Genomic DNA, 22,157 nt, shown 5'->3' on the forward strand with positions numbered 1-22,157 from the left:
AGCGCCTGGTGGAGGAGCTGCGGCCCGAGAGGGACCTGAGCTACACCCCCCTCTTCCAGGCCATGCTCGTCCTCCAGAACGTCCCCGCCGCCACGCTCGCCACCCCGGACCTCACGATGGAGGCGTACGACGCCCACAACGGCACGGCCAAGTTCGATCTGTCCTTCATGTTCTTCGACGAGTCGAAGCTGACCTGCTGGGCCGAGTACGCCACCGATCTGTTCGACGAGGCCACCATCGGACGGCTCACCGACGGCTTCTTGGCCTTCCTGGAGCAGGCCGTCGCCGACCCAGGCGCCCCGCTGTGGCGGATTGGCCTGGACGGCGCCCAGCGGCCCGGCGGTGTCCCGCCGGGCGACGGGGGCGCGCCACACCCGCTGGCCGCTGGGCGCCCGGTGCACGAGCTGATCGACGAGCGGGCCAGGAGCACCCCCGGCGCCGTGGCCCTCAGTGGCAACGGCGGGCTGGTCACCTACCGCGAGGTGACCGAGCGCGCCAACGCCTTTGCCTACCGCCTGCGAGCCCACGGCGCTGGGCCGGAGACGCCCGTGGGAGTCGCGCTCGACCGCTCGCCGGAACTCGTCGTCACCTTGCTCGGCATCCTCAAAGCCGGTGCGGCGTACGTACCGGTCGAGCCGGACCATCCGCCGGAGCGGCTGCGGCGGATGCTGCGGGGGGCCGGGGCGCGTCTGCTGGTCACCACGCCCGGCCTGCTGCCCGGCGGCGCGGCCGACGGCATGACGGTGCTGGCTCCCCCCGGCGAGGGCGAGACTGCCCAGGACCCGCCGCCCACCGCCGTCACCGGCGACTCGCTGGCCTACGTCATCCACACCTCGGGCTCGACCGGCGCCCCGAAGGGCGTGATGGGCACCCACCGCGGGATGCTCAACCGCCTGCTGTGGCTGCGCGACCTGTACCGGCTCGACGAGAGCGACCGGGTGCTGTTCAAGACGCCGGTCAGCGTGGACACCTCCATCGAGGAGGTCTTCCTGCCCCTTCTGTGCGGCGGCCGTGTGGTCGTCGCGGCGCCCGGCGGCCACCGCGATCCGTCATACCTGGTGGACGTCGTGCGGGCGGAGCGGGTCACGCGGCTGCGGTTCGTGCCCTCGATGCTCGAACCCTTCCTCGCCGAGCCCGCCGCCACCGACTGCACCAGCCTGCGCCTGGTGCTCTCCGGCGGCGAGCGGCTGCCGCGCACCTTGGAGCGGCGGTTCCTGGAACGGCTCGGCGCCCGGCTGGACAACGTCTACGGGCCGACCGAAGCGTCGATCGACGTCACATGGTGGCGGTGCCACCCCGAGGACGACACGCCGCGTGTTCCGATCGGCCGCCCCATGGCCGGGGCCACGATCCGCCTGCTCGACGACCACCTGTGCCCGGTGCCGGTGGGCGTGCCGGGCGAGCTGTACATCGGAGGGGAGTGCGTCACCAGGGGCTACGCCGGTCGGCCCGCGACCACCGCCGAGCGGTTCGTCCCCGACCCGTTCGCCGCCGAGCCGGGTGCCCGCATGTACCGGACCGGCGACCGGGCCCGGTACCTGCTCGACGGCAGCATCGACTACCTCGACCGGGTGGACAACCAGGTCCAGATCCGCGGGTTCCGGATCGAGCCCGCCGAGATCGAGACGGCGCTGGGCGGCCACCCCGCGGTCAGGTCCGCCGTCGTCACCGCCCACCAGCACGGCCGCGGGCCGCTGCGCCTGGTCGCGTACCTGGTGACCAGCGAGCCACGCCCCTCGCTGCCCGAGCTCCGGGCCCACCTGCGGGGCGACCTGCCGGAGCACATGGTGCCGGCGTTGTTCCTCTTCCTCGACGCACTGCCGCTCACGGCCAACGGCAAGGTGGACCGCCGCCGCCTCCCAGAACCCGGCAATGAGCGCCCGGAGATCGGCGCGTTCGCCGCCCCCGTCACGGAGACCGAGCACGCGCTGGCCGAGCTGTGGGCGAGCCTGCTGGGCGTGGACCGGGTCGGGATCGACGACAGCTTCTTCTCGCTCGGCGGCGACTCGATCCTCAGCATCAAGGTCGTCTCCCGCGCCCGCGAACTGGGCCTCGACCTCTCAGTACGGCAGGTCTTCGCCCACCAGACGGTACGTGAGCTGGCGGGCGCCGCCACAGCTGCGAGAACGGGAAGGCACGCGAGCCGGTCGTTCGAGCTGATCCCCCCGGCGGACCGGGAACGGCTCCCCAGCACGGTGCGGGACGCCTACCCGCTGTCGGCCATGCAGGCGGGCATGCTCTTCGACACGGAGTTCGCCGCCGACCAGGCCCTCTATCGGCAGGTGATCAGCCTGCACCTGCGCGGCCGGTTCGACCACGGCCGGCTGGCCGCGGTGCTCTCCGGTATGTGCGCGCGCCACCCCCTGCTGCGGACCTCCTTCGACATCGGCGGCTACACCGACCCGCTCCAACTCGTTCACGCGGAGGTGGCCGTCCCCCTGGAGGTCGCCGATCTGCGCGGCCTGCCGCTCGAGGAGAAGGACGCCTGGCTCGCCGAGTGGACCGAGCGGGAGCTGCGCCGGAAGCCCGACCTCGCGGCGGCGCCCCTGTTCCTGGTCCACATCTGCCGCTGGACCGACGTCAGTTTCCAGCTGTCGCTGAGCACCTCGGCGCTGATCCTGGACGGCTGGAGCAACGCGTCCCTGCTGAGCGAACTGCTCCACGACTACGCCGCCGCGCTCGCGGACCGGGAGACCAGGCACGAACCGCCTGCCAGCCTGTACCGGGACTTCGTGCGCGCGGAACTGGCGGCCACGGCGTCGGAGGACCAGCGCCGCTACTGGGCGAAGCGGCTCGCCGAGCCCGCCGGGCGGCTGCCCGCATGGCAGCCCGGGGACGAGGACGATGACGGCGGTGAGCCCACCGCGGCCGGCCAGGACGCCACCCCGCGCCGCGAGGTGGCCGTTCCTGAGGAGGTCGAGCGGGGGCTGCGGGACCTCGCGGCGCGCGCGGCCGTGCCGCTCAAGAGCGTGCTGCTCGCCGCGCACCTCAGGGTGCTCGTCCTCCTCACCGGCGGGTCACGCGCGGCCACCGGGCTGGTCGTCAACGGCCGCCTGGAGGAGCTCGACGGCGAGCGTGTGCTGGGCCAGTTCCTCAACGTCGTCCCGCAGACCATGACGCTGCGGCCCGGCACCTGGACAGACCTGGTCAGGCAGACGTTCGAGGAAGAGCGCGAGGGCCTGCCGTTCCGGCGCTACCCGGTGGCGCGCGCGGACGCCGGGCACGACGCCGCCTACCTGGACACCGGCTTCAACTACGTCCACTTCCATGTCTACGAACTGCTGCGGGACGTCGAGGGCCTGGAACTGCGCGGCGCCTCGGTGGCGAACAGCACCACCTTCGCGCTCTTCGCCGAGTTCAGCGTGGATCCCCGGACTTCCCGCATGCGGCTGGACCTCCAGTACGACCCCGCCCGGATCGGAGCCCGGCAGATCGACGGAATCGCCGGCCACTACGCCGGCGTGCTGGCCGCGATGGCGGCGGAGCCCGAGCAGCGGCACGAGGCCCACCAGGCGCTGTCGGGCACCGACCGGGATCTCGTCGTGCGCACGTGGAACAACACTGGCGCCGGAGTGGGCGAGGACGGCAGGTCCATCCCCGAGCTGTTCGAGGAGCGAGTGCGCCTCGAACCGGACAGCACCGCCCTCATCCAGGGCGGGGAGCGGCTGACCTACGCGGAGCTGAACCGCCGCGCCAACCGGCTGGCCGCCTTCCTGCTCGACCGCGGTGTCACCCCCGAGGCGCCCGTCGCCGTATGCCTGGAGCGGTCGTTCGACCTGACGACCGCTATGCTCGCCGTCCTCAAGGCTGGTGCCGCCTATCTGCCGATCGACCCGGCCACGCCCGCGGAGCGCCGGGCCGTCCTCCTGGCGCGGGCCACGCCCGCCGTGCTCGTGACCCGGCGGGACCTGGTCCCCGACCCCCCGCCGGAGCGCGTCCTCGTCGTCCGGCTGGACAGCGAGGCAGCGGCCATCGAGCGGTTTCCTTCCGAGAACCCGGGGCTCGCGATCCACCCGGAACATCTCGCCTGCCTGATCACCACGTCGGGATCGAGCGGCAAGCCGAAGACAGTCGCTCTGCCGCATCGGCAGCTTCACAACCGGCTCGCCTGGTCGTGGCGCGCCTACCCGTTCGCGCCCGGCGAGACCGGCTGCCAGAAGACACCGATCGGCTTCGTGGACGCGCTGGCGGAGTCGCTCGGCCCGCTGCTGGCCGGGGTGCCCGCCGTGCTGGTCCCCAAGGAGGCGGTCCACGACCCGGAGCGGCTGGTCGCGCTGCTCGCCGAGCACGGCGTCACGCGGATCCTGCTCGTACCGACGCTGCTGGGCGTCCTGCTGGAGCACGGCGATTTCCTGGAGCACACTGAGTCCCTGGGGCGCGAACTGCCGTTGCTGCGGCTGTGGATGGTCAGCGGCGAAGCCGTCCCGGCGGGCCTGGTGGACCGGTTCGAGGAGCGGCTGCCGGGGCGGAGGCTCGTGAACATCTACGGCTCGACCGAGGCGTGGGACACCACCCACCACGAGCTGCCGCGCTCCGGCCGCCGCGGCGGCCGGGTACCCGCGGGCCGGCCGATCGACGGCACGCGCGTCTACCTTCTCGACGCCACCTTCCAGCCCGCCCCCGTGGGCGCCGTCGCGGAGGTCTACGTGGCGGGCGCGGGCATGGCGCGCGGGTACGTGGAAGCGCCCGGCCTGACCGCCGAGCGGTTCGTCCCCAGCCCGTTCGGCACCGGCGAGCGCCTCTACCGCACGGGCGACCTCGGGCGCTATCGGACAGGAGGGGAGATCGAGCTGCTCGGCAGGGCCGACGACCAGATCCAGATCAGTGGCATCCGTGTCGAGCCGGCGGAAATCGAGGCGGTTCTGCTGCGCCACCCCAGCGTGCGGCAGGCGGCCGTGGTGGCAGTCCAAGCTGACGGCGGCCCGCGGCTTACCGTCTGCGTGGTCATGCGTGCCGGCGAGCGACTCGGTGCCGTGGCCCGGTTCGCCCGGGAACGGCTGCCGGGCGGGGTGGCCCTCCACATGGTAGCTCGGGACCGGATGCCGCTGACGGCCACGGGGAAGGTGGACAGGCGTGTCCTGGCGGCCGAGGCGGGCGCAGGACCCGGTGCCGGTGCCGGGAAGGAGGCCGGGCAGACGCCCAGGAACCCGGTCGAAGAAGCGATCCGCGCCGACTGGGCGACCGTACTGCGCCGCGAGGGTGTGGGCGTGCACGACGACTTCTTCCAGCTGGGTGGCAGCTCCGTCAGCGCCATGCAGCTGCTGGCCCGCGCCCGCGCCACGTGGGGCGTCGAGCTCACGGTGCGGGAGGTGTTCACCTACCCGACCGTGGCCCAGCTGGCGCGGCGGGTGTCCGCGCTACGCGCCGGGGCCCGCGGCTCACGTACGCCGCTGACGAAGGCGGCGGCCCCCGCGGAGGGGCAGGGCCGGCCGCTGTCCTTCGCGCAACAGCGGCTGTGGTACCTCCACCAAGTGGACGCCACGAGTGCCGCCTACCACCTGCACGCGGCCGTCCGGATGCGGGGAGCGCTCGACGCGGACGCCCTGGAACGCGCGCTGTCGGAGATCGCGCGGCGGCACGAGGCACTGCGCACCAGGTTCCGGATCCGCGACGGCGAGCCCGCGCAGTTCGTCCAGCCGCATGCGCCGCTGCGGCTCGAACGGATCGACCTGAGCGCCGGAACGGACCACAACACGCTGACCGCGACGGTAGGCGCGGCCGTGCGCGAGCCGTTCGACCTGGAACAAGGACCGCTGCTCCGGGCCACGCTGATCAGGCTGGGAGAGGACCACCATGTCGCCCTGCTGACGACCCACCACATCGTGAGCGACGCCTGGTCGATGCGGGTGCTGATACGCGAGCTGACCGCGCTGTACGGGGCGTTCGTCTCGGGCGCGCCGTCACCGCTGCCGGAGCTTCCCCTTCAGTACGCCGACTACGCGGCCTGGCAGCGGGCTGAGCTGGACGGCGAGGCACTCGCGCGGCTGGAGGACCACTGGCGACAGCAGCTTCGGGGCGCGCCCCTGCTCCTCGACCTGGCTCCCCGCCGGACACGGGGCGCGCGGCGCGGCCGTGGCGCCACGGAGACGGTCGAGCTGACCGCGCCGCTGACCGCCGCGGTCAGAGGGCTGGCCACCGGGTCGGGCGCCACGCTGTTCATGTGCCTGCTGGCCGCCTTCACCGTCGTGCTGCACCACCGCACCGGCCACGAGGACCTGATCGTCGGCACCGACGTGGCGGGCCGCGACGAGGAGGCGCTGGAGGACCTGATGGGGTTCTTCATCAATCAGCTTCCCCTGCGGGCCGATCTCTCGGGCGATCCTCCGTTCCGCGAACTGCTGGGCCGTGTGCGTGCCGCGACGCTCACCGCCTACGACCACCGGGACCTGCCCTTCGAACGGCTGGTGAGCGCCATCCGGCCCCGGCGCAGCCCGGACCACGCGCCGGTCGTCCAGGTCAAGCTTGTGATGCACAACGTGCCGGAGCAGCGGCTCGATCTCCCTGGCCTGGGCCTCGAACCGTTCGAGGTGAACCGTGGCACCTCGCAGCTCGACCTGAACATCCGCGTCGTCGAGGACGGTCCTGGGCTGCGCCTGTCCGCCGAGTACGACACGGACCTGCTCCCCGCCTCGGCGGTCCGGTTGCTCCTGGAGCAGCTGCGCGTGGTGCTGGCCCGAGTCACCGAGACACCCGGCACAAGGCTTTCCGGCCTCGTCGCGGAGTTGGACGCGGAGCGCGAGCGGCAGCGCGAGCACGAGGGCAGGGGCCGTGAGGCCGCCAGCGCGCTGCGGCTGCGGACGGCGCGCCGCATCCCGGTACGCGCGCCCGAGGGGGGCGACGCGGCAGCCGGAGCTGACGGACCAGAAGAAACGGACGAGACGGAGGACGCGCCATGACGAGCCAGCCAGAACTGGGACCCGAGGTTGTCGAACGGCCGCTGTTCGGCCGTCGGCTGATGCCCCTGGCGATCAGACCGGCCACGGCGCCGCTGGGACTCGTCAGCTGGGCCGCCGCGCGCGGCGACGCGCTGCGTGCCCGGCTCACCCGGCACGGCGCCGTGCTGCTGCGCGGATTCGCTGACGTCTCGGCCGAGACCTTCGAGGAGCTCATCGCCCACGTGTGCGGTGATCCGCTCGACTACGTGGAACGAAGCTCCCCCCGGCACGCCGTCCACCGCAACGTCTACACCTCGACGGACCACCCGCCGGAGGAGCCGATCTACCTCCACAACGAGCAGTCGTACAACCTGTCCTGGCCTCGGTATATCTGCTTCTGCTGCCTCCAGCCCGCCCGGTCCGGCGGCGCCACACCCCTTGCCGATTGCCGCCGGGTCCACGACCGGATATCCGAGCCCGTCCGGGACCGTTTCGCGGAGCTGGGCTATGTGTACGCCCGCGCCTTCGGAAACGGTTTCGGGCTCAGTTGGCAGGAGGCGTTCCAGACCCAGGATCCATTGGAGGTGAAGCGGTACTGCGAGGCGAACGACATCGCCTACGAATGGACCGGGGAAGGCCGGTTGCGCACGCGGCAGAAAAGGCCCGCCGTGGCCCGCCATCCGCTGACGGGAGAACCAGTGTGGTTCAACCACATCACGTTCTTTCATGTCTCCACGCTCGGGCAGGAACTGTCCTCGCGTCTGATTGATTCAGTAGGTATGGACGGTCTGCCGAACAATACCTACTATGGCGACGGTCGCCACATCGAGCCCGAAGTCATGAACGAACTGCGGGCCGCCTATGACGCCGAGCGGATCGAATTCCCGTGGAAGCAAGGAGACGTACTGCTTCTCGACAACATGCTGACCGCTCACGGCCGCTCTCCATATCAACCTCCCCGCCAGATCATTGTCGGTATGGCCGCACCAGAAAGGACCGCGCCATGACCAATCCCTTTGACGACCCGAACGGTAAGTTCTTCGTCGTGGTGAATGACGAGAACCAGCACGCCCTGTGGCCCGCGTTCGCCGATATCCCCCTCGGCTGGACATCCGCTCACGGCGCCGCCGGGCGGGAGGACTGCCTCGCCTACGTGGAGAAGCACTGGACCGACATGCGGCCGGCCAGCCTGATACGCGAGATGGAGAAGCGGAGCGAATGACCGCGAGCCGGCAGACGAGGGCATGGCGCACCACGGTCGCGGCCGCGGCGATCGCCGGATTGGCCATCAACACCACCGCGTACGCGACCGTGGGGGACAGCCTCATGTCCTTCACACAGCAGAGCAACGCCCTGGTGGCGCTGTGCTTTCTCTGGCTCGCGCTGCGGCCGGTCCCGAGCGACGGGCGGCGGCAGGAGCACGTGATATTCCTGCGTGGCGCGGTCACGCTGTACATCCTCATCACCGGAATCGTGTACAGCCTGCTTCTCGCCGACGGCTGGGATTCGTACGGGCTCGGCGACACGCTGGCGCACGTCGCCGTACCGTCCGCAGTTCTTGTCGACTGGGTCGCTACGGGAATGAACGGCGCGCCACGCCGCACCTGGTATCCGGTGACCTGGCTTGCCTATCTCGTCGGCTATCTGACGGCCGTGCTGATACGCGGAGCCATCACCGACCGTTATCCTTACTATTTCCTGAATCCGGACACCGTAGGTGTTGACGGCCTGATCTTCTACATCGCGGCCTTTATCGCCGGATTCACGGCACTTGGATACGTAGTGCTGGCCGCCGGCCGGATGAAAAGAGCCGGCGACGCTGGTATCGCGTACAGACCTGAGAGCGAATATGCCGGACCACAGTGAATCGGTGTCAGAGATCCCCGGATTCCTTTTCCGCCCCTACCGGGGGGAGGACGACCATCCGCACATCCTCCGCGTGCGGCTGGCGTGCCGGAACGGCAGCGGCATCGACCCCCGGTCGGTGGCCGAACCGCTCCCCACCGCCCGGGAGGTAGCCGACGCGGCGGCTGCGCCCGGCGATCCGCACCGGGACCAGATAGTTGTCGAGCAGGCCGGATCCGTTGCCGGTTACGCCGTCATCACGTCGTGGCGGGACCAGGACGGCACCGAGGTCTACCTGCACCGGGGCTGGCTGCTGCCCGCGCTGCGGGGCCGGGGCGCCGGCACCGCCATGGTCCGGTGGGCGGAGGACCGGATCGCCGCGCTCGTCGGCGCGCACGGCACCGGTGACCGCGCCTGCTTCGCGGCCAACGCCGCGGACGTCGAGCCGGCGGCCGTGGCGCTGCTCAAGGACCTGGGGTACCGGCGCGTGTTCGGCGTCACCGAGTTCGAGCGGGCAGATCTTGACGACCTCCCGCCACTGCCCGGTGCTCTGCCCGACGGCGCCGAGCTACGGCCCGCTGACGAGTCCCACTACCACGCGGTGTGGGAGATGATCAGGGAAGCGTACGCCGACACCGGCAACGTCGGGGGCTGGGACTTCGAGGCGTTCGCCCGGCGCGCCGAGCCCGCGCACTGGCAGGTCGCCTGGTGCGGCCCCGAGGTGGTGGGCGCGGCGCTCTGCGTGGCGGGACCGGAGGGCAGCGGCGTCAGCGAGGTGCGCGAACTGAGCGTTCGCAAGGACCGACGGCGCCGCGGGCTGGGCAGGGCCCTCCTTCTCTGCGGCCTGCACGCGCTGGCCCGGCACGGCGAGCGCGGCGTGCGGCTGTTCACCGGATCGGCCAACCCCTACCGCTCCTACGAGCTGTACCAGAGCGCCGGGTTCCGCCGCGTCGCAGAGTTCGGGCGCTACCGCAAGCCGTTCGACGGCGAATGACCGGCCACACGAGGCAGATAGGACAGACCACCATGCGGACCGACGATCACCGTGCACGTGCCCGACCTCAGAGGGCGGCATGAGACTTGATGCCTGCTTCTTCGTTTCGTCCAGAGTGGGCGGGCAGGTCGTGGTGGTGCCGGACGGCTACGGCCGGGGCTGGGTGAACAGGCCCTGCTCGGTCTCGGCCGGGATTCCGCGGTCGGTCAGCCGCTTGAGCTTCAGGCGGATGTTGTTGATGTTGTTGGGTGCGACCGTCAGGTCCATCGCCTCGCAGACCTGCCGCGCCCGCAGTGGATGGTCGGCCGTGGTGAACACGGCCATGATCTGCTGGTAGGCCGGATGGTCCGGCAGTTTCGGTGCCGGCGGCGCGGACGGTTGCGGATCGGGCAGCTCCAGCAGTGTCTTGCGGGTGATCCGGACTTCCTCGGCGGCCCGGTGGAGTTCGTTGAGCTGTGCGGTCAGCTGCGCGATCTGCTCTTTCGTCGCCCCGGCCTGTGCGCTGATCTCTCGTTCCCGCTCCTCCAGCCGCGCCAGCACCGCCCCGAGCGTCAGCTCCCCGCCGGTCATGCGGTGCGCCAGGCCGGCGTGGTCGCCCCGGTCAGCCGGCGCACTATCACCGCGGTCATCGCCCAGTACACCCGCGACTCCGAACTGCGGGGCATGTGCTCGTACTATTCCGAGCTTCGCGTTATCCCGAGCTGACACAGACCGTGCAGGTCAGCGGAGTCGCATGTCACTGGTGCTCGGTATAACGGGCGGGGTCAGAGGCTGTTGAGGAAGGCGAGGACGGGGTCGGGGGCGGTGTAGCGGCCCGGTTTGCTGTCGGGTGGTGTGGTCCGGGCGAGGGCACGTTCCTTGAGCGTCATGTCCGCGTGGAGGTAGATCATCGAGGTTTCCTGCGACTCGTGACCGAGCCACAGGGCGATGACGGAGGTGTCGGCCCCGGCGTGTAGCAACGACATGGCCGCGGTGTGCCGGAGGGTGTGCGGCGTGACGTTCTTGGTGCGGAGGGAGGCGCGGGCCGCGGCTGCGGTGTCGGTGTGCTTGGCGACGAGACGGGCGACGGCGTCCGGGCTGAGGCGGCTGCCGCGGCGGGAGCAGAACAGCGGGTCGGCAGGGTTTCCGCCGCGTTCGGCGAGCCAGCCGCGCAGGACGGTGACGGTGTGGGGGGTGAGCGGGGTGGCGCGGTCCTTGCGGCCCTTGCCGTGGCAGAGGACGCGCGGGCCGCGTCCCAGGTAGATGTCCTGGAGTTGGACGCCGGTGAGTTCGCAAACGCGCAGGCCGGTCTGGACGGCCAGGTGCAAGAGGGCGTGATCGCGGCGCCCCCACCAGGTGTTGAGGTCGGGTGCGGTGAGCAGTGCCTCGATTTCGTCCCGGGTGAGGTAGCAGACGTCGCGCCGCTCGGTGCGTTTGGAGGGAATGGCCAGCACCTGCTGGATCAGGGCGGAGTGCTCGGGGACCCGGAAGGCGGCGTATCGGAACAGCGAGTGGATCGCGGCCAGACGCGCGTTGCGGGTGGTGGTGCCGTTGCCCCGGCCGTTCTCCAGATGCCGCAGGAACGCGCCGATCAGTGTGGCGCCGAGGTCGCCGAGGTCGAGGCCGGCGGGCTGTTTGCCGGTCTGCTGGCTCGCATAGCGGAGCAGCAGCCGGATGGTGTCGCGGTAGGCGACAACGGTGTGCTCGCTGGCCTGGCGTTGGTGGGCGAGCCGGTCGGTGAAGAAGCCCTGGAGTAGGGGTGCGAGTGAACTCATGGGAGGTCTCCGAGGAAGGCGTCGAGTCGGCCTGCGGCCAGGGTGAGCAGTTCGGGGGCCGCTTGGAGATACCAGTAGGTCGAGACCGGATCGACGTGACCCAAGTAGGTCGACAGCACGGGAAGTTGGGCCTGGACGTCCGCGCCGGCGCGGTACCAGTCGAGCATCGTCGCCAGGCAGAAGGTATGTCGCAGGTCATGGATGCGGGGTTTGCGTCCGCCCGCCGCGGGCCGGATCCCGGCGGTGTCGCGGAGCCGGGCGAACATTTCGGGGACGCGGCGGGCGGCGAGCCGGTCTCCTCGGGTGTTGACGAAGAACGCCGGTGTCGTCACTGCGGGTTGCAGCCGGTCTCGCCGCTGGTCAAAGTCGTGCAGGGCCTGAACGGTGCTGGGGTGCACGGGAACCTCGCGGGCTTTGCCGAGTTTCCCCGCGCGGATAGTGAGCACTCCGGCGTCCCAGTTGATGTCGGTGTGGTCGAGACCGCAGGCTTCGCCGACCCGCATGCCGGTGACGGCCAGCAGGCCGATCAAGGTGGTGTAGTTGAGTGCCTGCAGCGGGTGGCGCAGAGAGGCGGCGGCCGCCATCAGCGCGGCGATCTCGTCCGGGGTGAACAGGTGCGGGGCGATACGGCGGTAGCGCAGCGGCATCAGGTCCGCGGGTGGGATCTCGGTGGCCGGGTCAAGGGTATGCAGGTGCCGGGCGAAGATCCGCGCCACTGTGAGCCGCGCGTTCCAGCGGGCCGGGTTCGCTCCAGGCGCGGTTCGCGTGGCCCAGGCGACCGCCAGGTCGGTGGTCACGGTGGCGGCACCGGCGCCTTCGAGGTAGCCGACGAAGTCCATGAGCACCCTGCCGTGGCCCTCCAGCGTGAACCCAAGGTTCCGCCGCATCGCCAGGTAGTCCTCCGCGCATTCCCGCAGGCTGGTCATGCCGTCGCCCCGGGCCAGGGCCGGGCCAGTTCCCGCAGCCGTACTCGGTCGACCTTGGCGTAGATCGCCGTGGACAACTGAGAGCGGTGCCGCAGGACCTGGCCGATCTCGGGCAACGGTGCCCCGGCAGCCAGCAGGTCGCTGGCCACCGTGTGCCGCAGCCGATGGGCGGCAAACCGCGGCAGACCGGCCCGCTTGCAGCCACGGGCAACGAGAGCACGGACGCCACTGGGGGCGACAGGCCGGCGCGGAGCGCGTTCGGTGAGGAACAGGCGGCCGGTCGAGCAGCCGGGAGGGCGGCCGTGCAGCAGGTAGTCGGCCAGGGCCTCGCCGACGTCGGCCGGCAACGGGAGACGGTCAGCGAGTCCGCCCTTGCCCCGGACCGCCAGCACCCCAGACCGCCAGTCGATGTCGCTGATCTCGATGGCGGCGACCTCGCAGGCACGCAGTCCGAGCCGGGCGAGAACGGTCAGAATGGCGAAGTCGCGCCGCCCGGCGGGAGTACTCCGGTCGCAGCCGGACAGCAGCGAGTTCACCTCACCGGCTGTCAGACGGCCGGGCAAGGCGGCGAGCTTCCGGTTCGCCACCGTGGGCACCGCATCGGCCAGCGGCCTGCTGATCCGGCCCGTGACGAACAAGAACCGCAGCAGCGACCGCAAGCCGGTGACCATCTTCTTGGCGTCAGCGGTGCTGCGGCGCTGGGCCCCTTCCATGACGAAGCGGACGACCTCCTCAGCCCTCAGATCGGCCAGGCCCTGCGCCAGCGGCGGGGGCACGGTGGACAAGAACGCCCGCACCGGCGGCAGGTAGCGGCGGATGGACACCTCGGCCAGCCCGCGCTCGTCCCGCAGGTACTGCCGGTACTCGGTCAGCAGCACCCCCACCTCGCTGTCGTCGACGGGCACCGGCGCCTCCGGCACCACCCCGGACGCTCGCAGACAGGCGAGCAACGGCATGACGGCACGCGGGGTCGTCCTCTTGTGGTAGTTGTGCCGACGCTCGGCGAGGAACTCCCCGATCACCTGGTCTGTCAGGGCTGCCGGTTCCAGACCGCGGGCGCCCATCCAGCGGCTCAAGTGGGCCGTAAGCTGCATCAGTTCACAAGCCGACTTGTGGGTGTAGCCCTGGCGCAGCACCGTGGTGCACACGCTGGCCGCGTACAGAGCCAGCGGCCCGACCACCACCACTCGCGACGGATCACGCTCATACATGACCGCCCTCCCAACTGGGCTTCCACCAGTCAGGCAGGCCGAGCCGCCGAACGCGACCCCTGCGTTATTCCGATCGATCTACGCTTGCTTACTGGCTCTACCTGCACGGTCTGTGTCAGATCGGGGTAACGCGAAGCTCGGAATAGTACGAGACCCTCACTGCCAGTTCCGAAGCCATGATCCACATCGCCTCGATCGACAACCTCGCCAAACGCATAACGGACGAGACCACGCCAACCTGGCGAGGAACCTACTAGGGCATACAGGGCAATACGCGTATATCAAACGCCCTCTGAGGCGACTCGCTGAAGCAGCCGCGCAGCAGGCGCCCGTTCCGATCCATGTCGTCGATGACAGTGCTGAAAGGCTTTCCGTTCCCGGTAAGAGCTTCGATGCCGTGGTGTTCTCGTTCGTGCTTTGCACGGTCCCCGATCCCAACGTGGCCCTCGACGAAGCCCTCCGCGTACTCAGACCGGGCGGACAACTCCGTTTCCTGGAACACATCCGCGCCGATACCTCCGGCCTCATCCGAGTTCAGCGCCTGCTGGACGCCACCGTCTGGCCGCTCCTCGTCGGCGGGTGTCACACCGGCCGCGACACTCAAGAAGCCATCACACGGGCGGGATTCACCATCGAGCACCTCGACCGCTTCCTCTTCCCTGAAGCACGGACTCCCGTCTCCTTCCACATACTGGGAACAGCATCCCGAGACTCGAGGTCGAAGTAGACGGCAGGATCAAGTTCGTTGTCCCGACCCCCAGCACGAGACCGCTCGCTAGAGTGGGCTTCGTCACCTGCCAGCCCGGAGAAAGCGACACGCTGAGCTGCGCGAATGCGACACAGGCCGAATCAGCAGCCCGGCTGTAAAGCGACACCACCTGCGGGGGACACGGTCTCTGCGGAAACAAACCTCCTGCGCGAACTGCACTGGAGCCCGACCGCCCTCGGGATCGTCATGGGCGCCGGCGGAGTTGGCGGCATCCTCGGAGCTCTCGTCTGGCAGCCCCTGGAGCGACGTTGGGGTCCGGGCAAGGTGATGCTCGGCGCGCTCGCCCTCAACCCCGTCGCCCAGATTCCCCTGGTCGTCGCCGGCCCCGGGCTCGGCGGGCAGTCCGCCATCGGCGTCGGCATGGTCATCCAAACCGGTGCCGCCGTGTGCCACGGCGGGCTCCAGCGCGCCGTCCGCCAGGAACTCGCCCCCGACCACCTCCAAGGACGGGCCCAGGCCACCGGAGCCTGGCTCGCCTTCAGCCTGCGCCCGTTCGCCGCGCTCGCCGCCGGCGCTCTGGGCAGCCTGCTCGGCCTGCGCCCCACCCTCACCCTCATTACCGCGGCCCTGGCCGTCCCGTTCCTCGTGCTGTGGAACTCGCCCGTCCGCGCGCTCGGCCCCGCCGCCCCTGTCTCCCTGACCCCGACCGAGGAGCCCGCCAGCCCATGACGATCACCAAACCGGCCGATTACTGGGACCCGCTGTGGACTTCGGGGCGCCGCTATCGCGGCCTTGGCCCCGAGGAACAGGAGCTGACCCGCCGCTTCCTCGGTGCCGGCCGAGGCCGGCCCGCGCTCGACATCGGCTGTGGCGATGGTTGTATCGGCAGGGACCGTGTCCCACGCAGTTCGTGTCGCATTACGTGGGGGCGGAGTTCGAAGCGCCTGTCGCGTTGTGGCGACTCATCGTGTTCCTTTCCACCCTCGGGATTGTGATCGACATCACATGGAGTGGATCAGTCGACCAACCGGGATGACAGGAGCCATGCACTCTCCCATCGGTCGACCCGACGAGGTGTAGAGGTCCCGTTGATCGCTCCCAGAAGGGTGGGTCATCGGCCAATGGAGCGACTGACCCCTACCGGGGGCTCGCACGCGTTGGTCCGGGGAGCGCGGGTCGAAGGGTACCGTATTCGGCGAAGCCTGTGCCCGGGAGCACACCCCAACGTTCCCTGCACGCGAGGCCATGCCGATGGAGCATTGCGCGTATCCGTCTGCACACAGAACGAGTTCGGAAGCGTGCTCTGCCTGAACTTTCCAGTCATCGGTGGCCGAATATCCAGCACCACCAAGGTGAACACCCAGCTTTTTCACATCAATTGATCCATCAGAGTGACGCAGATCACTATAGTGGCAAGTTGCCCCCTGTCCACCTTCTGTAATCTTGTCACCGTTTTCGATCTTTACCCGACGCATATCTTCACATTGGCATCACGGGCGTGATGTCGATGAAAATGCGAGAGGTCGAAGAATCATGACGGTTCACAGACCCGCGCCACGATGGCGCGGGCGGCCTTGGCTCGGGGGGAACGTCCGCTGGACAGCGGGCGGTGTCGCCTTGGCCATGGCCATCACCCTGCTCGACGCCACAAGTTCCGTTGCAACAGCGCCGCTTGAAACAGCGGACGCGCCGAAGAAGGCGACAGCGACCCAGGCAGCCGACATACCTTCTGCCCGAGTCGCGGCAAGGCTTTCCGGCAAGAGGGTTGAGGCGCTCTCCGAGCGCACCGAGACGTCGACGACGTGGGTGAACAAGGACGGCAGCCTCACAAGCGAATTTGCGGCAGGCCCGATTCGCTTCGAGCGGGACGGCAAGTGGGTCGATGTCGATGTGGACCTGCGCGAGTCAGGGTCGGGAGTTGAGCCAGTCGCGCACCCAGAAGGGTTGCGGCTCGCGGGCAAGACGGGCACGCCGGCCAAGTCGTTGAAGGCCGCGCGTGAGGCCAAGGCCACCGATCTGGTGACGCTCGGCGAGGGCGATCAGCAGATCACGCTGCAGTGGAAGGGTGGTCTGCCGCAGCCGAAGCTGGACGGCACGCGCGCGGAGTACGTCAATGCCGTGCCCGGCGCGGATGTGGTTATCGAGGCCACGCGTACCGGTTTCGAGCAGTTCGTCGAGATCAAGCAGCGCCCGGCCACGGGCAGCTACTCCTATACGCTGCCGCTTAAGGTCAAGGGCCTGAAGGCGAAGCAGCTCGCCGACGGCAGCGTGCTGTTCACCGACAAGAAGAACAAGAAGCGGGCCGTAATGCCCGCGCCGGTGATGTGGGACGCCACCGTCGACAAGCGGTCCGGCGAGCACACGAACCGGGCTAAGGTCGGTCTGAAGGTCGTTCAGAAGGGCTCCACCGTCGACCTCGTCGTCACCCCGGACGCGAAGTTCCTCGCCGACCCCGACACCCAGTACCCGGTCACCGTCGACCCTTCCACCTCCTCGTTGTCGAACGTCTTCGACACCTATGTGCAGCAGGGTGAGACCGTCGACTGGTCCACCGACACCGAGCTGGATCTGGGCAACCCGGGCACGACCAACGCCGATGGCACTCCGCGCACCGCGCGTTCCTTTATTTCCTGGAACACCACGCCGATCCAGGACGCGCTGGTGCTGGACGCCAAGCTGTCGCTGTGGAACTTCCACTCGGGTAACAACACCGACTGTGCGCTCTACCCGTGGGAGGTGTGGTCGACCGGCGCGGCCTCGACGTCGTCGCGCTGGACGGCGCAGCCGTCGTGGACGGCGAAGGAGGCCACCTCTACCGAGACTCGCGGCAACGCCGCGTGCACCGCGCAGCCGGACGGCTGGATCAACGCCGACGTGAGCACGCTGGTGCAGGAGTGGGCCTCCGCCAAGGCCACCCGCGGCCACATGGGCTTGCGTGCCTCCAGCGAGTCCGTGGTGGCGCAGTGGAAGCGGGTGAACTCCGCGAACGCCGCTGCCAACCCGCCGAAGCTGGTCGTCAACTACAACTACCGGCCGCGCACCGGCACCAAGCAGGAGGCCGGCCCGCCGTACTTCTCCTACAGCGGCGCCTACACGGTCAACACCACCATGCCCACGCTGCGCGACACCTTCGTCGACGCCGACGGTGACAAGGTCAACGGCACCTTCCAGATCTACGACAACGCCACCAACACACAGGTCGGCGACGTGATCGTGTCGAAGTACGTACCCTCCGGGCAGGTCGCCTCGGTGACCGTCCCGTCCGGCGTGCTGGCCAATGGCAAGACGTACAGGTTCCGCACGTCACCATACGACGGCACGCACTACAACAACGGCTGGTCGGCCTGGAAGACCTTCACCGTCGACACCAGCGCCCCCTCCGCCCCGACAAAGATCGTCTCCACGGACTATCCCTCGACCGCCTGGGTCAAGGGCGCGGGCCAGGCCGGCACCTTCACCGTCACCCCGCCCGCCGCCGACCACAACTGGCTGGAGTGGTCCCTGGACGGCGTGACCTGGACCAAGGTCGCCACCGGCGGCTCCAGCGCCGACAAGGCCATCTCCATCACCCCGCCGCAGGACGGCACCCACACCCTGCAGGTGCGCGCGGTCGACAAGGCGGACAACAAGTCCGAGGCGATCGAGTACACCTTCCACGCCGGGCCGGGTGGCTTCGTCCAGCCCTCTGACGGCGAGCGCACCGCGCGCCGCCTGTCCCTGGTCGCCGAGGCCGACGCGAGCAAGTACGACAGCGTCTCGTTCTCCTGGCGCCGCTCCGAGGCCGACGCCTGGGTCAAGATCCCCGTCGGAGACGTCACTTCGGGTGGCAACGCGCTCACCGCGTGGCCGGTCGCCCTCACCAACGGCAAGAACTCAGCCCTGGTCTGGAACACCACCGACACCGTCGACCCCGACGGCACGGTGCAGATCAAGGCCGACTTCGCGGGACCGAACAGCGCCTCGGGCAGCACCGAGCCACTCACCGCAGTTGTCGACCGCAATGCCGAGGGGGCCGCCACAGAGCGGCTTGGCCCGGGCTTGGTCAACCTGCTCACCGGTGACTACACCATTTCCGAGACGGACGTTTCCGCGTTCGCGCTCTCTGTTTCGCGCACTGCCTCATCCAGGACTCCCAACAAGGGTGCCGAGGAAGAGGGCCAGGCTGCCATCTTCGGCAAGGAATGGGTGTCTGGCACGGTCGCGCAGCTCACGGAGTCGAACTCCACCTACCTGCGCAAGGTGTCCGACACGGCCGTAGACGTGGTCTCGGCAGACGGTGACAGCATCCACTTCACCGCCAACGCCGCGAAGGACGGCTGGATCCCAGAGCCGGGCTCGGAGTCCCTCACGCTGACGGGCAATGTGAGCGGCAGCTTCACGCTGGCCGACACCGAGGGGATCAAAACCACCTTCACCAAGCCCGAGGCGAGCGCCACGACATGGCAGGTGTCGAAGACCGAGCCTCTCGGCCTCGCGGGCAACAGCACGACCGTCGTGTCCGAGACCGTCACCTCGGGCGGCAAGACACTCGCCCGCCCCAAGCGGGTCATCGCTCCGAATTCCGGTGTCGCCTCGGCCTCCTGTTCGTCGGATCCGGCCACGAAGGGGTGCCGTGTCCTTGAGTTCGTCTACGCAACGAACACCACCGCCACCGACAGCGCGTTCGGCGACTACAGCGGACAGGTCAAGGAGATCCGGCTCTGGGCAACGGAACCCGGCGCGTCGAACGCCACCTCCAAGGTCGCGCAGACCTATGCCTACGACGACCTCGGCAGGCTGCGGGAGGCTTGGAACCCGCAGATCAGTCCCGCTCTGAAGACGAGCTACACCTACGACAGCTCTGGTCGGGTCACCCGGCTCACACAGCCTGGCGATCTGCCGTGGAACTTCACCTACGGCAAAGCGGGTGGCAGCTCGGCGGCTGCCGACGGCATGCTCCTCACCGTCTCCCGGCCCGCCCTGCAGCAAGGCACCCTCGACGTGGTGGCCGGTGAGGCCGTCACCAGCCTCGTGTACGACGTGCCGCTGACCGGCACGGCAGCCCCCTACGCGATGGGCTCCTCCAACGTCAGGTCATGGGGACAGACCGATACGCCGACCGACGCAACCGCGATCTTCCTCGCCGATGTGAAGCCAGCCTCCCATGCCGGTGGCGGACTTACGGCCACCGACTATCGGCGCGCCAGCATCCACTATCTGGGCGCCTCCGGACGCGAGGTCAACTTTGTCGTACCGGGCGGGCACACCACAACCACCGAGCACGACCAGCACGGCAACACCGTCCGCCAGCTCTCCGCCGCCAACCGGGCAATCGCCCTCGGACTGACCGCGGCCGACCGGGAGCAGCAGGCCGAGTTGGGCATAGGTCAGCTGACCAGCGCAGAGCGCGCCGAGTTGCTCTCCGACCGGTGGGTGTACAACGGCACCGGGACCCGAGAACTGGAAGAGTTCGGCCCCCTGCACCGGGTGGATCTCACTTCCGACCTCAAGTCCGGCACGACCACTCTTGTTCCCTCCGGGACTTCGGTGACCGGGCGCTCCTGGACGCTGACCACGTACGACGAAGGTCGCCCCACGGACGGCACAGCCAAGATCAAGGACCAGGTCACCAAGGTCTCCTCGGGTCTGGAGGTGCGCGAGCACCCCGGTGTCCAAGGGGAGGCACGGATCACCGAGACCACGTACGACTGGGCCAAGGGTCTTCCCGTGAAGTCCATCCAGGACCCAGCCGGACTGGCCCTGACCACCACGACGGAATACGACACACAAGGTCGCGTCACCAAGAAGATTCAGCCCGGCGCCGCCGGGACCGACGCCACGACCCAGGTGATCACCTACTGGGCGGCAACCGGAACCGGAACGTGCCAGGGACGCCCCGAGTGGGCCGACCAGGTGTGCACCACCAGCCCAGGGGGTGCGATCACTGGCGGCGGATCCAACCCCACTCAGATGCCGGCCAGCACGACGGAATACGACTGGTGGGGAAACCCGGCCAAGGTCACTGACACCGCGAACGGGGTGACCCGGACCACCACCACGTCCTACGACGGGGCCGGCCGCGTCACCACGGTGAAGACGAGCGGCGGCACGGGACAAGCTCTGCCGGAGAGCACCACCGAGTACGACACCGCCAGCGGCCGCGCGGTCAAGACCGTGTCGCCCACTGCCGGGACCATCACCAAGCAGTACGACAAACTCGGCCGTCTGGTCTCCTACACAGACGCCGACAACGGCAAGACCACGACCGAGTACGACATACTCAACCGCCCGGTCAAGGTGAGTGACTCGGTCCCGTCAACAGTCACCTACACGTACGATCACTCCGCTGAGCCGCGGGGCCTGGCCACGACCACGACAGACTCGGTCGCCGGTGCCTTCCAGGCGACGTACGACGCGGACGGCTCGGTTACCAGCGAGAAGATGCCCGGCGGTTACACGCTCACGGTGACCGACGACGCGACGGGTGCGACCGTCAACCGCACCTACACCCGGGACAGCGACAGCACCGTCGTCTACGCGGACACGGTGGCCACAACGGCTCAAGGCCAGGTCTCCCGGCATGCCGGCTGGTCCGACCAGACCTACCGATACGATGCAGTCGGACGTCTCACCACCGTCGAGGACACCTCCGAGACGATCTGCACCCGCCGCGCGTACACCTTCGACGCCCGCACCAACCGCAAGTCCCTGACCACCGCGACCGGTACGCCGGGCGCCGACTGCCCCACCAGCGGAGGCACCACCACCAATTACACCTACGACAGCGCAGACAGACTCGTCGATACCGGCTACACATACGACGCGTTCGGGCGATCCACGGCGGTGCCCGGTGACGGCACGTTCAGCTTCTACGTCAACGACCTCATCTACCGGCAGACCGCGAACGGCGAGCGTCAGACCTGGGCCCTCGACGCGGCACAGCGCTTCCGGTCCTGGACAGTGGAGACCGGCAGCGGCAGCACGTGGACCACGGTGCAGACAAAGCTGAACCACTACTGCAGCGAGTCCGACAGCCCTCGCTGGATCGTCGAGGACACCTCCACCGGAGCGGTGACTCGTAACGTATCCACGGCAAGCGGCGAACTGACCGCGACAACGAGCAAGACCGGCGACCGCGTCCTCCAGCTCACGAACATCCATGGGGACGTTGCCCTCCTTCTCCCGCTGGACAGCGGCGCGGCTCCGCTCGCGCTCGACAGTGACGAGAACGGCAGCCCGAGGCCCGGCCAGCAGGACGTCCGCTACGGCTGGCTGGGCGGAAAGCAGCGCTCAGGTGAGACACTCACCGGTCTCACCCTGATGGGTGTCCGGGTATACAACCCGGACACCGGACGCTTCCTTTCGGTCGACCCGATCGTCGGGGGTGGCGCGAACCTCTACGGATATCCCGGTGACCCGATCAGCCAGTACGACCTCGACGGCCAGAAATGGGCGTGCAAGGCCAAGTGCGCCCTGGTCGGCAGTGACCCTAAATGCACCGGATTTGTCTGGGGCGCGGGTTCAGGAAAGACCCTGGACAAGGCAAGTAAAGCGGCGAAGAAGGACGCTTCCAGCCAGGCACCACGAGGCTGCCGCACCAAGCACTGCCGGATTGTTGGCGACTGCACCAAGAGCAGTTTCCTGCAGTGGTGGGATGCCGACTACAAGCCAAGGGTGATCCACACACGTAACCCTCCTGACTGGATGCGCCGCATGAACCGTTGGACCGGCGGTGTCATGTTCTACAGCTATGTATGGCGTGGGACATACGGCAGCTGGTGTGGATGCGGGCCGTGACCCGACACGAAGCATGATGTGAAGTTCCCGTAAAGGGGAGGGGTGGCCGCTCATGTGGTGGCTTCCC

General features: G+C 69.1%; 12 protein-coding genes and 1 pseudogene. 9 read left to right on the top strand and 4 right to left on the bottom strand.

Annotation, left to right across the window (positions count from 1 at the left end):
• Nucleotides 1-8: 8 nt before the first annotated feature.
• The 5 genes from F3T56_RS36460 to F3T56_RS36480 are packed head-to-tail and all read left to right on the top strand — an operon-like array spanning nt 9 to nt 9,714.
• A complete protein-coding gene (locus F3T56_RS36460; protein WP_281291945.1) occupies nt 9-6,896 on the top strand; it encodes a non-ribosomal peptide synthetase in 6,888 nt (2,295 codons plus the stop codon).
• A gap of 59 nt (nt 6,897-6,955) precedes the next feature.
• The gene (locus F3T56_RS36465; RefSeq protein WP_172639311.1) at nt 6,956-7,882 is read left to right on the top strand and encodes a TauD/TfdA family dioxygenase; all 927 of its coding nucleotides are present in this window, start codon (nt 6,956-6,958) and stop codon (nt 7,880-7,882) included.
• Nucleotides 7,879-8,097 carry an MbtH family protein gene (locus tag F3T56_RS36470; protein ID WP_149829669.1) on the top strand — a complete coding sequence of 73 codons (219 nt, stop codon included), beginning with the start codon at nt 7,879-7,881 and terminating at the stop codon, nt 8,095-8,097. Before F3T56_RS36465 ends, F3T56_RS36470 begins: the two co-directional genes overlap by 4 nt.
• A complete protein-coding gene (locus F3T56_RS36475; protein WP_149829671.1) occupies nt 8,094-8,741 on the top strand; it encodes a Pr6Pr family membrane protein in 648 nt (215 codons plus the stop codon). The genes F3T56_RS36470 and F3T56_RS36475 overlap by 4 nt, the downstream gene beginning before the upstream one ends.
• 4 nt (nt 8,742-8,745) lie before the next feature.
• The gene (locus tag F3T56_RS36480) at nt 8,746-9,714 is read left to right on the top strand and encodes a GNAT family N-acetyltransferase (RefSeq protein ID WP_246204256.1); all 969 of its coding nucleotides are present in this window, start codon (nt 8,746-8,748) and stop codon (nt 9,712-9,714) included.
• A 147-nt stretch (nt 9,715-9,861) separates the two neighbouring features.
• Here the strand turns inward: F3T56_RS36480 and F3T56_RS36485 are convergent, their stop codons facing one another.
• The 4 genes from F3T56_RS36485 to F3T56_RS36505 all read right to left on the bottom strand — a co-directional run bounded on the left by F3T56_RS36485 (nt 9,862) and on the right by F3T56_RS36505 (nt 13,605).
• Nucleotides 9,862-10,284 carry a hypothetical protein gene (locus F3T56_RS36485; protein ID WP_149829674.1) on the bottom strand — a complete coding sequence of 141 codons (423 nt, stop codon included), beginning with the start codon at nt 10,282-10,284 and terminating at the stop codon, nt 9,862-9,864.
• A gap of 194 nt (nt 10,285-10,478) precedes the next feature.
• A complete protein-coding gene (locus tag F3T56_RS36495) occupies nt 10,479-11,468 on the bottom strand; it encodes a tyrosine-type recombinase/integrase (RefSeq protein ID WP_149829675.1) in 990 nt (329 codons plus the stop codon).
• Complete coding sequence (locus F3T56_RS36500) at nt 11,465-12,394, bottom strand: tyrosine-type recombinase/integrase (RefSeq protein WP_149829676.1); 930 nt, start codon at nt 12,392-12,394, stop codon at nt 11,465-11,467. Before F3T56_RS36500 ends, F3T56_RS36495 begins: the two co-directional genes overlap by 4 nt.
• Entirely contained in the window at nt 12,391-13,605 is a 1,215-nt protein-coding gene (locus tag F3T56_RS36505) for a site-specific integrase (protein WP_216373047.1), read from the bottom strand. Before F3T56_RS36505 ends, F3T56_RS36500 begins: the two co-directional genes overlap by 4 nt.
• 146 nt (nt 13,606-13,751) lie before the next feature.
• On the opposite strand from F3T56_RS36505, the pseudogene F3T56_RS46575 reads away from it, so the two are divergent.
• The 4 genes and pseudogenes from F3T56_RS46575 to F3T56_RS36520 all read left to right on the top strand — a co-directional run.
• Nucleotides 13,752-13,862, top strand: a pseudogene (locus F3T56_RS46575) (IS5/IS1182 family transposase); the annotation flags it as partial.
• Nucleotides 13,863-13,942: 80 nt separating this feature from the next.
• A complete protein-coding gene (locus tag F3T56_RS47180; protein ID WP_246204261.1) occupies nt 13,943-14,332 on the top strand; it encodes a class I SAM-dependent methyltransferase in 390 nt (129 codons plus the stop codon).
• 105 nt (nt 14,333-14,437) lie between these two features.
• Nucleotides 14,438-15,043: a hypothetical protein gene (locus F3T56_RS36515; RefSeq protein WP_216373048.1), complete on the top strand. Its 606-nt coding sequence runs from the start codon at nt 14,438-14,440 to the stop codon at nt 15,041-15,043.
• 894 nt (nt 15,044-15,937) lie between these two features.
• Nucleotides 15,938-22,090 carry a DNRLRE domain-containing protein gene (locus F3T56_RS36520; protein ID WP_149829677.1) on the top strand — a complete coding sequence of 2,051 codons (6,153 nt, stop codon included), beginning with the start codon at nt 15,938-15,940 and terminating at the stop codon, nt 22,088-22,090.
• Nucleotides 22,091-22,157: the final 67 nt, after the last annotated feature.

The organism is Streptomyces tailanensis (assembly GCF_008386495.1).
Classification (GTDB): domain Bacteria; phylum Actinomycetota; class Actinomycetes; order Streptomycetales; family Streptomycetaceae; genus Streptomyces; species Streptomyces tailanensis.